Genomic DNA, 13,989 nt, shown 5'->3' with positions numbered 1-13,989 from the left:
GAAGTATAATTTAAACTTAATATTATGAAAGATACAACATGTACCTGTGATTGTGATGGGTGTAAAAACGGAACCTGTGCAAATTGCACTTGCGATAATTGTAATTGTTCAGGGTGTAATTGTTAAAAACTGCTTTCTTGAATATATTTAAGAAATAAAGTTTAATGTTGTCGGTTGAGTATAGTTGAGAACTTTTCATCTAATGATAAAGAGGTTTAAACTCGGCTCAACCTGACAGCCTTTTGCAACTATTGAATTTAAGAATTATTTTTTATGACCGACACAAAAATTATATGGAATACTTATTCTGAAGATGTAAAACACTTTATTTTGTCTAAAACAAAAGACGAAAATATAACGGATGATTTACTACAAGAGGTATTTGTAAAAGTACATACTAAAATATCTAGTGTACAAGATGTGCATAAACTAAAATCTTGGCTTTTTACAGTGGCTAATAATACCATAATGGATTATTTTAGGTCTTCTAAAAGAAAATATAGTATTTCAGCTGCTGAAAAAATGGAGATGGATATTGTGGATTTAGATGATCATACAGCAGATTTCTTTGAGCATACAGAACATGATTGTTTATACGGAATTATTAGAAGCTTAGAAAAGAAATATAGAGACCCTTTGTTTATGGCTGATATAAAGGGGATTAAACATCAAGAAATAGCCGAAATTTTAGATTTACCATTACCAACCGTCAAGTCACAAATTCAGCGAGGCAGAAAATTGATTGCTCAGGGTTTTATGGATTGCTGCGGTTACGAATTGAATGAAAAAGGGAAATTGGTAGGTGAACTTAAAAGTAAAGAAGACTGCAAGGTATGTAGTTAAATAGCAGGTATTATTTTGTCTTCAGTAACCCAAGCTTCGCATAATATTTTGAATTCTGAGTCTGTATTCAATACATCTTTAAATGCTTTATAATCTATCCAAACAAAGCCACTGTTTCCCCAGTTTTCTCCCCAGGAGTTTACAGCTCTAAAGGCACTTTTATCGTCATTATAGCCAACGACTAACATTGCATGTGCTCCATCAGTATTCTCAAATTCTCGGTAAACGGAATCTCCGTTGATATCTATTTTTCCAAAATGATTTCTGTCAATAGAAATAGCAATAACAATAGGTTGATTGTTATTTAAGAAAGCCTTAGCCTGATCAAAAAGTTCATTGCCATCCAAATAAGAAAATGAAAGAATTTTATTCTCTTCTGCTAGATTGATTTGTTCTTCAGAAGGCTGTTTGTCACATTCATTTTCATTATAAGGCATTTCATTTAGTGACACTATACCAGTATTAGAAATTAGTTCTAAGGCACTAGGTATTTGCGAACCACTGGCACAGTCAGTAACCTTAATTTGATTGTAAATAAAAGCAGGACTTAATAAGTTGTTAGGACTTTGAATGCTGTTGTTTTTGTCTTCAAGATTTTCTTGAAATCCTTTTAGGTAATATCCTGCGGCCCATGCCACGCAAGAACCTTGTTTGCCTTGATTTCCAATTGGTGGTAATAAAGTGGAGATATCTACTGAATTTGGAAATTCTAATGGAATATCAATATTGGCTTTATTACTGGTAGTGGGTTCAGAAAATCCGTAACAAAAAGAACCTTCCGCTCCGAAATTTTGATTATCAGGGTCAATTACAAATACATCATTTTTGATGATTTTGTCTTTAATAGTTAATTCAAGATCATCACAACTTAATAACAATAAAAATATAAATGAAAGAAATACAATTTTTCTCATGTGAAACCATTTTAAAATTAATAGTAATATTTCTTTTCTTAGCGATGATTGATAAGAATTCATCAAATTTCGTTCCAAATTATTATAATATTAGAATTTAATTTGTGAAAATGGTAATTCACTTGTGAATTAAGTTTGGAGTCTAATAAAAACGGTATTGTATTTTAGATTGCTAAATTTTTCGCTCAATTACATAATTAACCATTTCTGTCAATGATTTTTTATACTGTGAATCGGGATAAGAATCTAAAATAGCCAAAGCTTCTAAATGGTAGGTGTTCATTTTTTTAATGGTATAATCGATACCTCCATTGTCTTTTACAAAGTCAATAACTTCCTTAACACGTTTCTTATTTTTATTATGATTTTTTACAGAGTTGATTATCCATTTTTTATTTTTTTCAGAACAATTATTTAAAGTATAAATTAAAGGCAATGTCATTTTTTGCTCTTTAATATCAATACCCGTTGGTTTGCCTATATTAGCTTCTGAATAGTCGAAAAGATCATCTTTAATTTGAAAAGCAATTCCTATAATTTCACCAAATTTTCGCATTTTTTCAACTTCTTCTTGAGTGGCATTTACAGATGAAGCTCCAATACCACAACAAGCAGCAATTAAAGTAGCGGTTTTTTGTCGGATAATTTCAAAATAGATATCTTCAGTAATGTCTAGTTTTCTCGCTTTTTCAATCTGAAGTAATTCGCCTTCACTCATTTCTCGTACAGCAACCGAGATCAGTTTTAAAATATCAAAATCACTATGGTCAATGGATAACAAAACGCCTTTAGATAATAAAAAATCGCCTACTAACACAGCAATTTTATTTTTCCATAACGCATTAATAGAAAAGAAACCGCGTCTACGGTTACTATCATCAACTACATCATCATGTACTAAGGTGGCTGTATGTATCAATTCAATACAAGACGCTCCTCTATAGGTACGGTCATTTACCTTACCACCAGAAACCATTTTAGCAACCAAAAAAACGAACATAGGTCGCATTTGTTTGCCTTTTCTACGAATAATAAAATGCGTTATTTTATTTAACAATGGCACATTAGAAATCATTGAAGCTTTGAATTTGTCTTCAAAAAAATCCATTTCCTCTTTAATAGGAAGTTTTATTTGCTCTATGATTTTCAAATGTGGTCTCTACGATTTTATATGAATAACGATTTATAATTAAGCACCAAATGGGCATAACTAATCTATAAAATAATACTGTAACAAAGCCGTTGATTCGCTTGAATAAATATAATTAAATTAAATCAGTTCTATGGAGTTGCAATCTTGTGTGATAATAATACAAATTAAGGATTCCAAAGGAACAACACCTCAGTTTAATATTTTTAGTTTAAAATTAGTTTCAAACGATCAGCAATCATAGAATTCCGCTCCTCAGCTTCCATACCTTTTAGTATCGTGATAAAATTATCTTTCAAACTATTATTGATATATATAAAGTCCACTGCCTGGTAACGTACATAAGAGTTTTTCATTTGTAATGCAGAACTAATAAATTCTGTCACTATATTAGAATAATCTTTAACTAGGTTTTCTAACGCATTTGAGTTATTAAAAACAACTAAATAAGTGAAATATTCTTTATTGCTAGCCGCCGTTTTTAATAAGTCAGGCAAGTTTTTAAATTCAATTTTTTTGCTTAAATCAGACATTTTATCTAATAAACTCAATCGATCATCATTATCTTTTGACTTTAAATATTTACCAGAAATAGCTAATAATTCATTGATAGAGTTATTGTTAACGGGTTTTTTCTGTTCCCCTTTTTTTTCTATTTTAGCCCAACTGTCGTTTAAGGGTACGGTTCTATTAAAGACTAAATGTTCTGCGGTATTGTTATCATCTACACAAAAGTAGCCTAAACGTTGAAACTGAAACCTATCACCGATAGATGCTTCTTTTAGACTAGGTTCCACAAAAGCATTTGTATTTAATTCTAAAGAATTCGGATTTATAAATTCTTTAAAATCTTTGTCTTTATGGCTGTCCGGTGCTTCATCAATAAACAATCGGTCATATAATCTAACTTCCGTTTTAATTGCATGAGCAATAGATACCCAATGCAATGTGCCTTTTACTCTACGTTGGCTTTCTTCCGTACCACTACCACTTCTAGATAGAGGGTCGTAAGTACAATGTATCTCCATAATTTCTCCATGCTCATCTTTTACTACGGATTCCGCTTTAATAATATATGCGTTTTTTAAACGTACTTCTTTACCTAATTTTAATCTAAAGAATTTTTTATTAGCTTCTTCTCTAAAATCCTCTTTCTCAATATAAAGTTCTCTAGAAAAAGGAACTTCTCTGTTACCTGCATTATCATCTTCAGGATTGTTTTCTGCAGTTAACCATTCTTCTTTACCTTCTAGATAATTTGTAATGATCACTTTTACAGGATTTAAAACGGCCATAACTCTTGGGGCAGTTTTGTTTAAATCATCTTTAATACAAAACTCTAGTAATGCCACATCGGTCACATTATCACGTTTTGAAATACCTGCAATTTCACTAAATTTTTTAATTGAGTTTGGCGTGTAACCTCTTCTACGTAATCCTGAAATGGTAGGCATTCTAGGGTCATCCCACCCATTTACATGTCCTTCTTGTACTAATTGGAGTAATTTACGTTTACTCATTACCGTATAACTCAAATTACGACGAGCAAATTCACGTTGTTTAGGTCTTAGGTTATCACCAGAATATACTTGATCAACATACCAATCATACAACTCTCTATGGCTTTTAAACTCTAAGGTGCAAATTGAATGAGAAATTTGTTCAATATAATCAGATTCACCATGGGTCCAGTCATACATTGGATAAATACACCAATCATCTCCAGTTCTGTGATGATGTTTCTTCAAAATACGGTACATAATTGGGTCACGCATATGCATATTTACATGCTCCATGTCAATTTTTGCACGTAATACATGAGATCCTTCTTGAAATTCACCATTTTTCATTTTCATGAATAATTCTAGGTTCTCTTCAATACTTCTATCTCTATTTGGACTATTAGTTCCAACTTCAGTAGGTGTGCCTTTTTGGATGGCCATTTCTTCAGATGATTGATCATCAACATAAGCCAATCCATCATTAATAAGTTGTATGCTCCAGTCATATAGCTGTTGAAAATAATCTGACGAATAGAATTCGTTAGCCCATTTAAAGCCTAACCATTGTATGTCTTTTTTTATGGCATCTACATATTCCTGTTCTTCTTTGGCAGGATTGGTATCGTCAAAACGTAAATTTACGGGTGCATTATACTTTATTCCTAATCCGAAATTTAAGCAAATTGATGCAGCGTGTCCAATATGGAGGTACCCATTTGGTTCTGGTGGAAAACGGAAGTGTAATTTATCTTTAGTAAGCCCGTTAGCCAAATCTTCTTCAATGATTTGCTCTAAAAAATTGAGCGATTTTTTTTCTTCAGACATCCAATATTAATTTGAAATAGGCTACAAAAGTAGGGAAAATAATAATAGTGAAGTACCTTGATTACTGTAACGTTTTACTAATTTTCACTACTTATAGTTGTAACATAAAACAATCATAAAAATGGGAAAATTAAATTATAGCTGTCCAAAATGTAATAACAGAACTTATAAAGTAGGGCAGATGAGAGGAACTGGAGGAACGCTCAGTAAAATTTTTGATGTTCAAAGTCAAAAATATACTTCGGTAACTTGTGAAAAATGTTCTTATACTGAATTTTATAAAGCGAAGACAAGTGCTTTAAGTAATATATTTGATTTGTTTACAAATTAAATACCCAACACCATTTTGGCAATCCAAAAGTAAATTAGGATACCAAAAATATCATTACTTGTAGTTATAAATGGTCCCGTAGCTAAGGCTGGGTCTATATCTCGTTTGTTTAAAAATAACGGAATAAAAGTTCCTATTATACCCGCTACAACTATTACCGAGAATAAAGATATAGAAATTGCTATGGAAGTGAGCATATTTCCTTTCCAAATCCATGTAAAGAGAAGTAAAAATAATGATAGTGCTAAACCGTTTATTAGCGATAGAGAGAATTCTTTAAATAGTCTTTCTCCAATACTACCTTTTAGGTCGTTATTGGCCAAACCTTGAACAATAATAGCTGAAGATTGCACTCCAACATTTCCAGCAGTAGCTGCAATTAATGGGGTAAAAAAGAAAAGTACTGCATGTTTACTAATGAGGTCTTCAAATCCGCCCATAATGGAAGCAGCCCCAATTCCTCCCAATAGTCCCAAAAATAACCAAGGTAATCGAGCTCTAGTGTGCTGCCATAGTGTATCATCTGCTTCTACATCCTGTGATAGACCGGCTGCCATTTGATAATCTTTATCAGCTTCGTCTTTAATTACATCAACAATATCATCAATGGTAATTCTACCTAGTAAATGATTTTTATCGTCAACCACTGGTATCGCTTCCAAGTCATATTTTTGCATTACCCTAGCTACATCTTCTGCCTTGTCATGAACATTTGCTGAATCAACTTTTGGAATATAAATTTCAGAAATATGTGTTTTTGTTGAGGTTACTAATAAATCTTTTAAAGAAAGTCTTCCTTTTAATTTGTCATTTTCATCAACCACATAAATAGAATGTACACGTGTAACAAATTCTGCCTGTGCTCTCATTTCTCGCACACATTTTAATACATTCCAGTTTTCATATACTTTAACCAGCTCTTTCGCCATTAAACCACCTGCCGTATTTTCGTCATATTTTAGTAACTCTTTTATATCAGCTTTATGCTCCTCATCTTCAATTTTTGAAATTACTTTTTCCTGACGTTCTTCAGGAAGTTCGGCAATCATATCCGCCGCATCATCGGTGTCTAATTCATCAAGCTCTTTTGCAATTTCTTTGGACGATAGGTTCTTTAAGACTTTCTCACGATCGTCTTCATCCATTTCCATTAAAATGTCTGATGTTATTTCACTATCTAATAATTTTATGATATAAGTAGCCTCTTCTAGATTTAAGTCCTCTAGTAGTTCTGCAATATCTGCATGATGCTCCTCTGCCAGCAAACCTAAGAGTGTTTCATTATCTTGTTTTAAGATAAGCTCTTCAATTTGTTTAATCAGTTCATCTGTAATTTCAAATGGCATCGTTTGCTATACTTTTAGTAAGGTTTATAAACTCCTCAACAGATAATTGTTCTGGGCGTTGGGCAAATATAGTATCTTCTCTTAATTTATCTGATAAATTGAATGATTTTAAGCTGTTCCGCATTGTTTTTCTTCGTTGGTTAAATGCAGTTTTTACAACTTTAAAGAAAAGCTTTTCGTCTACTGGAAGGTTATAATTTTCTTTACGGATTAAACGAATAACACCTGAATCTACCTTTGGTGGTGGGTTAAAAACAGTTGGGGGAACAGTAAATAAATATTCAGCATCATAAAATGCTTGAGTTAAAACGGATAGAATACCGTAAGCTTTACTACCTGGTTTTTCAGCAATACGTTTGGCAACTTCCTTTTGAAACATTCCACATAATTCAGGAATGAGATTTCTGTTTTCAATAGTTTTAAAAACGATTTGGGTAGATATATTATATGGAAAATTGCCTATAATAGCAAATTGTTCATTGTCGAAAATGGTGCTAATATCTAACTTTAAAAAATCTTTTGAAATAATTCTATCTGCTAAATTGAGATAGTGGGCTTTTAGGTATTCTACAGATTCTGTATCAATTTCTATTACGTGTGTAGTTAGTTTTTTTTGCAATAAATATTTAGTCAATACGCCCATACCAGGACCTATTTCAAGAACCGTATCGTAATTGTTTTCAGTAAGTGTATCAGCGATTTTTTTCGCTATATTTTCATCTTTTAAGAAGTGTTGACCTAAGTGTTTTTTTGCTCTTACTGACATTGAATCATTTATGATTTTATAAAATTCTTAACGTGATTTACTACCTTTAATTCTGTTCTAAATGCTACAAATTTACTGCCAAATAATTTTGTAGTTTCTTGCCTAAGCTCGTCTGCATCTTCTTTATAATACCTTTCTACTGCTTCTTTGTCTTCAGCAGTATACTGAATAGAATAGGTAACGCCCGTTTCTTCTTGAACCATTACTTGACACATTTTAGCTTCAAAAAACTTACCTGTTTCTAACATTTGAGGTATGTGTTCTTTTTGCATCCATTTAAGCCATTCTTGCTCAATAGAACTGTCTATGTTTATAGTTACATTATAGATATACATTTATTATTTAATTATTTTAATAAATAGATGCAGAGCATCAAGTTTTGTTACTTGTTATAAATTTGAATTAGTTTTGATTATTCCTAAATATAATTTAGTAATAGTATTATTAGTTAAGCACATCACCTCTCAGTTTCCTGAATTGTTTTCTTGCCTCAACTAAATATATACTATTTGGAAATTCAAAAATAATCTTTTGATACATTTCTTTTGCCTTATCTCTATTATTTAAGTTGTTTTGGTATAATTCGGCCAATTTAAAATAAGAATTATCTACTAGAATGCCTGTTTTATCTAATTCTATTAGTTGTAAATAATTGCCTTCAGCTAAGTTGTATTTTTTGATTTTAGTATAGAGCTCTGCTTGCTTATATATGGTTTCATCTTCAATAGCACCACCTTTAAATTTTTTTAAAACAGCGTTTAATGTATCGATAGCTGCTTGTGTTTTATTTTGATATGCTAATACATCTGCTTTGGCATACATTTTTAATGAGGTGTGTAAAGTGTCACCTATAATATTATCAGAAATTAATAAATGAAGTTCTAAGGCATCATTGGCAATTAATTGTGATGTTGACTTTTTTAATACTTTTAATTGTGATAACGCCCATTTAAAATCGCCTTTGAAATAAGAAGTTTGAGCTACTTTAAAGCGAGCCGTTTGTGCAAGTGAGCTGTTTTTTAAATCTGTTTGTACTTGTGAATAATTGATTAATGCTTCGTTAAATCTATTTGTATACACCAATACATCTCCTAATTTTAACTTAAAATTACCATGTTGATAATCAGAAGTGGTTTCTTTTAGTGCATCCTTTAAAATAGCAATCGCTTTTTCAGGTTCGTTTTTTGTGAAAGTTAAAAAATCGGCATAAGCCATTTGTAAATCTAAAGTGGTAAAAGTACGTCCATATTCAGTGAATAATTCTTGAAACTGTTTTTCAACAGTTTGTATTTCTTTCTTTGTCACCGCAGTTTTAATAGCCACATTTAATAAGTAGTAATGAGCATTTAATATTGAATTTTGATCTTTGGTATTTACCAAAACATAGCTAAAGGCTTCTTTTGCGGTAGCGTTATCATTGTTATAAAAGGCAATGTCACCCAGTTCTTCTATTCTGAACAGATTTTCTGAATTTCTTTTGAAAAGAGCTTTTTCTTGAACTAGAGCTTTGTTGTACTCTTTTTGTTGTGTAAATAGCCAACTCAATAATTTGTTCCATGAGTTGTTCGGATTCTTCTGTAGTCTTTTTAAAACTAACTTTCTGAAGAGAACATTATTAGGGTATTCACTATCTTCAGTTATAAATCTTCCAGCATATCGCTGTACCGTAGCATAATACTTTTCGTTTTTTTCAACTAAGTTTAAATAGCTGTCAAACATATTTTCAATATCTGCTTTTTCACCATAAAGATAGGCAACGTTGAGGTCCAAATTTAATTTAGGATTCAACTCCATTGCTCTTTTGTAGGATCGTAAGGCGTAATCAGTTAAATGATTTTCCTCAAAAGCACGGCCCATCACATTACCTTGATAGGGGTCGTTTTCAATATATTGTAGGGCTTTTTCATAATTTATTACAGCCTCTTCTGTTTTACCTTGTAATTGGAAATTATAACCTATTTCGACCCATAAATTAGTTTGATCTCTGAACTTTTTTTGATGTTTAATTAGTAGCGAGGTAGCTTCTTCGTAGTTTTCAAGTGCCTGGTAGCAAGAGAGTAACCGTTTAAAATAATCGCGTCTTACATCATTTTTTTTATAGAGCTGCTCGTAAAGTGATTTGGCGAGTATATAATCGCCACGCTCAAAGTACATGTTAGCCAAATTAGCATTTTGTGCACTACAAAATGATGAAATTAAAAAAAACAGTACAATAATTTTAGATGGCATGTCGTTATAGCTTGTGTCGAAATTAATTTGACATAAGCTTCAAAGGTAATAAAAGAAGTTTTAACTAATTAAAAATAATACGTGAGATAAAAAAATTACTTAACCCAATTTGCATTTTGGCATAATGATTGCCTTAAAGTTAAAATCAACTAATTTTTTTACCATGAACGAGTTAAAACAACAACATCAAAACGCAAAAGAACAAGCTACTTTTTTTATGAAAAATGGTCAGATCAATGACTATTTTAAAGCGTTACTAGAAATAAATCGTTATAAAAGATTAATGGTGGCTATTGTCGCTAATTAGTCATTAAAAGTTCTAATTTTTTTTATTAGAATTTTTCTATGTAGCTCTCTGTGATAATATTTTTTTCGTTTAAAAACATAAGCTTATAGTTTTAGAAGCTAATTGCCTTCAATCATGATACAAAATTGATTTAGAAAGACCGTCTTGTCGATTCGAATTTAGTTTCGAATCGACAATTGCTCCTTTTTTTTAATAATATAATTGAATGTTATTTATCGGAAATATTTCAGTCTATGGTGTTGAAACCTGTATATTTTTGTAAAACCTCTGGAATTTCAATTCCATTTTCGGTTTGATAATTTTCTAAAATTCCAGCTAAAACTCTTGGTAATGCTAATGAACTTCCGTTTAGCGTATGTGCCAATTCACTTTTCCCATCTTCATTTTTAAAACGTAATTTTAATCGATTTGCTTGAAACGTTTCAAAATTTGAAACAGAACTGATTTCTAGCCATCTGTCTTGAGCTGTTGAAAACACTTCAAAATCATAAGTTAGGGCAGACGTAAATCCTATATCCGCACCACATAATCTTAAAATACGATAAGGTAACTTTAGCTCTTGTAAAATTTCTTTTACGTGATTAACCATCCCGTCAAGGGCATCATAAGATTTATTTGGATGCTCAATTCTTACTATTTCAACTTTATCAAATTGATGTAATCTGTTTAAACCTCTTACATGGGCTCCATATGAACCCGCTTCGCGTCTAAAACAAGGTGTATATCCTGTATGAAGAATAGGGAAATCACTTTCTTTTAGTAAAACATCTCTGTACATGTTGGTAACAGGGACTTCTGCTGTAGGAATTAAATACAAATTATCTCCAGTTACATGATACATTTGTCCCTCTTTGTCTGGAAGTTGTCCAGTGCCAAAGCCAGATGCCTCATTTACCATTAAAGGAACTTGAACTTCTTGATAACCTGCGTCAGTGTTTTTATCTAAAAAATAATTAATTAAGGCACGTTGTAATTTAGCACCTTTACCTTTATATACAGGGAAACCAGCTCCAGTAATTTTATTACCTAGCTCAAAATCAATAATGTCATATTTCTTTGCCAATTCCCAATGTGGCAAGGCTTTATCATGTAATTCAGGAATATCACCTTCGCTAAAAATTTCTTCATTATCTTCTTCTCCTTTTCCTTCTGGAACAAGAGTGTTTGGAATGTTTGGGATTTGATAAAGTAAATTATCCAAGTCATTTTGAGCGGTTGCTAATTGTTCGTTTAATTGCTTTGAACTTTCCTTTAATTGACCTGTTTTTTCTTTTAATAAAGTGGCTTTTTGTTGCTCTCCAGATTTGAAAAGGAGGCCAATTTCTTTTGAAAGTTTATTAGATTCTGCCAAAATGTTTTCCAATTCAGTTTGGATAGTTTTTCGGTTCTCATCGGTAGTTAAAACTTCTTCGATCTTTTTACTAGCATCGGTAAAATTTCTTTTTGCCAATCCTTTTAGTACGTGATCTTTATTTTCTCTAATAAAAGCTACTTGTAACATGTTTATTTTTTGATATTAAGCGGACAAAGATAAGGATTAAAACTTCTTTTCACTAAATGAAATCTCACTACTTTCAATCAATGTTCTTGCTGATTTTTCATCTTGTTTAATTTGTGTAAATAAATCTTCTAAAGAATCAAATTTCTGTTCGTCTCGTAAACGATGTGCAATTGAAATTGAAATGGTTTCACCATACAAATCAGCATTAAAATCTAGTAAATGTACTTCAATGGTTTCATGCTTTCCATTAACTGTTGGGCGAAAGCCAATATTCATAATTCCAAATAAATGTTGATTATTTATTGTTGTTTTTACAATGTAAACACCAGGTTTGGGTATTAATTTGTAAGACTCTTCTATATGTATGTTAATGGTTGGGTAGTTGTGTTTATTGCCTAAACCTTTACCATGAACAACTTTTCCTGTGAGTAAATATTCATAGCCTAAGAAATTATTAGCTTTTTGAATATCGCCATCTAATAATGCTTGGCGAATTTTAGTTGAGCTAACGGATATATTTTTTATGTCCTGTGCTGGAATTTCTTCTACTTTAAACCCATAAAGAGAACCGTACTCTTCTAACTGTTTAAAATTCCCTTCCCTGTTCCTTCCAAAATGATGATCGTAGCCTATCACTAATTTTTTAAGCTTTAACCGTTTAATTAAGATATTTTTCACAAAGTCTATTGCCGTTAATCTGGAAAATTCTTTTGTAAAAGGCTCAATAACTAAATTGTTTAATCCTGTTTTTTCTAATAAGGCTATTTTTTCAGGTAAAGTAGTTAATAGTTTTAAATCAGTGCCTTGTTGCAATACCATTCTAGGATGTGGAAAAAAAGTAAGAATAATAGAGTTATTCTCATTTTCTAAACTTTGTTTAACCAGTTTTTTGATAATCTCTTGATGTCCAATATGAACACCGTCAAATGTCCCAATAGTTATAATTGAGCTGTTTTCTTTTCCGGTAAATTCTTTAATGGAATGATATATTTTCACAAAGTTGTTTTAAAAGGTGCTGATTTATACTTTTATTGTAAATAGTTAAAACCATTGTCAGGCAAAAATAATTAAAACTAATGGATTTTTATTTTCTTAACCAGCCCAATATGCTTTCGTTTTTTATTTCCCATTGTTTGTCATTGTTTTTAGTCAATTCAAAATTTTCTCTTGACGAGGAAAACGGACCTGCATTTTGTTGAATAATTTCTAGTTTATCCATAAATAGATTTGATACTATAGCAACATGTCCGTATTTGTTAAAGAGTGTGCCTCTCATAACAATTAAATCCCCTATTTGGGGCTTGAATTGACTCGGGTTACTAAATTGTGTTAAGTTTCGTTGTTTGTTTATTTTGTTGTCAGTTAGGTTATTGTCATAAAAACTAATGGCATGTCCATAGCTATCGGGCATTTTATGTTTGTAGTGTTCATAATAATATCGTTTAACAAATTCTACACATTGATATTCTAATCCGAGGTTGTAGCCATCTCTTGTGTTTCTTTGAACGACATTACCAACCCCACCGTTAAAGAAAACGATAACATTGTTTAAACTATCTATCGGTTGACCAACCTCATATTTATTACTAAAGTTTAGCTTTTTTACTTGATTGAATATTAAATAAGAGGCTATTAAAATTATGATAGCAAGTAGTACTTTTTTTGTCATTTAAACTATAGAATGTTAAATTTCTTTAAGTGTTATGGTTTCTTTAATTTCGGTAAGTAATTGTGGGATTTTACCCACTTTAAAGTTTAAGTCAATACTTAATTCTTTATCATTTTTAATTAGTTTAAGCCTTCCTTCAGTTACCTTAAAGTAACCTGAAGTGCCATCTTTACAATAACAAAACCTTCCATAAATCATTTTTACATTTTGTAGGGCTCCATTAGTTAAAAATAATTGTTTGTTGTTTTCGTCAATTTCAAAATAGATCAATTCACTATAGTTGCCATCAGCTATGTCCGGTATCTCTTTTCTTTTGAATTCGTATTTAACAATTGTATTGTTTCCGTGTTCTAATTTAATGTAAGTATTTTGTAATTCATCTTGTTTTATTAATAGGCTTGAATTAGGTATTATTTCAATGGAACACTCTGAGTCTATAGCACATTTTTCTAATTCAAATGCTTGTTTTTGATGTGTTTTTAAAGTTGGTATTGTATTTGATTTACTTTTACAGTTCACAAAGGAAATCATCAAAATACAAATAATTAGAAGCCTCATAGAATCAATTTGGGTAAAGATATTAAATCTCATTTAAAAACTTCTTTT

At 31.1% G+C, this 13,989-nt stretch carries 14 protein-coding genes; 3 read left to right on the top strand and 11 right to left on the bottom strand.

Annotated features, from left to right (window positions below):
• Nucleotides 1-273 precede the first annotated feature (273 nt).
• On the top strand, nt 274-843 hold the full coding sequence (locus tag D3P13_RS01315) for a sigma-70 family RNA polymerase sigma factor (RefSeq protein WP_117879498.1): 570 nt from the start codon (nt 274-276) through the stop codon (nt 841-843).
• Here the strand turns inward: D3P13_RS01315 and D3P13_RS01310 are convergent.
• From D3P13_RS01310 to D3P13_RS01300, 3 genes are all read right to left on the bottom strand, one after another.
• Nucleotides 840-1,757 (bottom strand): C1 family peptidase, encoded by a 918-nt coding sequence (locus D3P13_RS01310; RefSeq protein WP_157972795.1) that lies wholly within the window; start codon nt 1,755-1,757, stop codon nt 840-842. The genes D3P13_RS01315 and D3P13_RS01310 overlap by 4 nt on opposite strands.
• A 172-nt stretch (nt 1,758-1,929) precedes the next feature.
• A complete protein-coding gene (locus tag D3P13_RS01305; protein ID WP_117879496.1) occupies nt 1,930-2,907 on the bottom strand; it encodes a polyprenyl synthetase family protein in 978 nt (325 codons plus the stop codon).
• A gap of 206 nt (nt 2,908-3,113) precedes the next feature.
• A complete protein-coding gene (locus D3P13_RS01300; RefSeq protein ID WP_117879495.1) occupies nt 3,114-5,234 on the bottom strand; it encodes a glutamine--tRNA ligase/YqeY domain fusion protein in 2,121 nt (706 codons plus the stop codon).
• Between the two features lie 121 nt (nt 5,235-5,355).
• Between D3P13_RS01300 and D3P13_RS01295 the strand changes: the two genes are divergently transcribed.
• Complete coding sequence (locus D3P13_RS01295; RefSeq protein WP_117879494.1) at nt 5,356-5,565, top strand: zinc ribbon domain-containing protein; 210 nt, start codon at nt 5,356-5,358, stop codon at nt 5,563-5,565.
• Here D3P13_RS01295 and mgtE read toward each other — a convergent pair.
• From mgtE to D3P13_RS01275, 4 genes are all read right to left on the bottom strand, one after another.
• Complete coding sequence (mgtE, locus tag D3P13_RS01290) at nt 5,562-6,911, bottom strand: magnesium transporter (protein ID WP_117879493.1); 1,350 nt, start codon at nt 6,909-6,911, stop codon at nt 5,562-5,564. The genes D3P13_RS01295 and mgtE overlap by 4 nt on opposite strands.
• Nucleotides 6,901-7,677 carry a 16S rRNA (adenine(1518)-N(6)/adenine(1519)-N(6))-dimethyltransferase RsmA gene (gene rsmA, locus D3P13_RS01285; RefSeq protein WP_117879492.1) on the bottom strand — a complete coding sequence of 259 codons (777 nt, stop codon included), beginning with the start codon at nt 7,675-7,677 and terminating at the stop codon, nt 6,901-6,903. Before rsmA ends, mgtE begins: the two co-directional genes overlap by 11 nt.
• A gap of 8 nt (nt 7,678-7,685) precedes the next feature.
• Entirely contained in the window at nt 7,686-8,012 is a 327-nt protein-coding gene (locus tag D3P13_RS01280; RefSeq protein ID WP_117879491.1) for a DUF4286 family protein, read from the bottom strand.
• Between the two features lie 109 nt (nt 8,013-8,121).
• A complete protein-coding gene (locus tag D3P13_RS01275; protein WP_117879490.1) occupies nt 8,122-9,906 on the bottom strand; it encodes a tetratricopeptide repeat protein in 1,785 nt (594 codons plus the stop codon).
• A 163-nt stretch (nt 9,907-10,069) separates the two neighbouring features.
• Between D3P13_RS01275 and D3P13_RS22030 the strand changes: the two genes are divergently transcribed.
• Nucleotides 10,070-10,213, top strand: a complete 144-nt coding sequence (locus D3P13_RS22030) for a hypothetical protein (RefSeq protein ID WP_175418955.1) — start codon at nt 10,070-10,072, stop codon at nt 10,211-10,213.
• 226 nt (nt 10,214-10,439) lie between these two features.
• On the opposite strand, the gene serS is transcribed toward D3P13_RS22030, so the two are convergent.
• From serS to D3P13_RS01250, 4 genes are all read right to left on the bottom strand, one after another.
• Complete coding sequence (gene serS / locus D3P13_RS01265; protein ID WP_117879488.1) at nt 10,440-11,714, bottom strand: serine--tRNA ligase; 1,275 nt, start codon at nt 11,712-11,714, stop codon at nt 10,440-10,442.
• A 36-nt stretch (nt 11,715-11,750) separates the two neighbouring features.
• Nucleotides 11,751-12,710 (bottom strand): bifunctional riboflavin kinase/FAD synthetase, encoded by a 960-nt coding sequence (locus tag D3P13_RS01260; protein ID WP_117879487.1) that lies wholly within the window; start codon nt 12,708-12,710, stop codon nt 11,751-11,753.
• A gap of 88 nt (nt 12,711-12,798) precedes the next feature.
• Nucleotides 12,799-13,383 carry a CHAP domain-containing protein gene (locus D3P13_RS01255; RefSeq protein ID WP_117879486.1) on the bottom strand — a complete coding sequence of 195 codons (585 nt, stop codon included), beginning with the start codon at nt 13,381-13,383 and terminating at the stop codon, nt 12,799-12,801.
• Nucleotides 13,384-13,398: 15 nt separating this feature from the next.
• A complete protein-coding gene (locus D3P13_RS01250; protein ID WP_157972794.1) occupies nt 13,399-13,974 on the bottom strand; it encodes a hypothetical protein in 576 nt (191 codons plus the stop codon).
• Between the last annotated feature and the right edge of the window lie 15 nt (nt 13,975-13,989).

It is taken from the genome of Aureibaculum luteum, assembly GCF_003449015.1.
GTDB lineage: Bacteria > Bacteroidota > Bacteroidia > Flavobacteriales > Flavobacteriaceae > Aureibaculum > Aureibaculum luteum.
This window is presented reverse-complemented; position numbering and strand designations above follow the sequence as displayed.

Coding starts and splice junctions, on each gene's coding strand:
- D3P13_RS01315 (WP_117879498.1), top strand. CDS start 274: ATGACCGACACAAAAATTATATGGAATACTTATTCTGAAGATGTAAAA.
- D3P13_RS01310 (WP_157972795.1), bottom strand. CDS start 1,757: ATGAGAAAAATTGTATTTCTTTCATTTATATTTTTATTGTTATTAAGT.
- D3P13_RS01300 (WP_117879495.1), bottom strand. CDS start 5,234: ATGTCTGAAGAAAAAAAATCGCTCAATTTTTTAGAGCAAATCATTGAA.
- D3P13_RS01295 (WP_117879494.1), top strand. CDS start 5,356: ATGGGAAAATTAAATTATAGCTGTCCAAAATGTAATAACAGAACTTAT.
- mgtE (WP_117879493.1), bottom strand. CDS start 6,911: ATGCCATTTGAAATTACAGATGAACTGATTAAACAAATTGAAGAGCTT.
- rsmA (WP_117879492.1), bottom strand. CDS start 7,677: ATGTCAGTAAGAGCAAAAAAACACTTAGGTCAACACTTCTTAAAAGAT.
- D3P13_RS01280 (WP_117879491.1), bottom strand. CDS start 8,012: ATGTATATCTATAATGTAACTATAAACATAGACAGTTCTATTGAGCAA.
- D3P13_RS01275 (WP_117879490.1), bottom strand. CDS start 9,906: ATGCCATCTAAAATTATTGTACTGTTTTTTTTAATTTCATCATTTTGT.
- D3P13_RS22030 (WP_175418955.1), top strand. CDS start 10,070: ATGAACGAGTTAAAACAACAACATCAAAACGCAAAAGAACAAGCTACT.
- serS (WP_117879488.1), bottom strand. CDS start 11,714: ATGTTACAAGTAGCTTTTATTAGAGAAAATAAAGATCACGTACTAAAA.
- D3P13_RS01255 (WP_117879486.1), bottom strand. CDS start 13,383: ATGACAAAAAAAGTACTACTTGCTATCATAATTTTAATAGCCTCTTAT.
- D3P13_RS01250 (WP_157972794.1), bottom strand. CDS start 13,974: ATGAGATTTAATATCTTTACCCAAATTGATTCTATGAGGCTTCTAATT.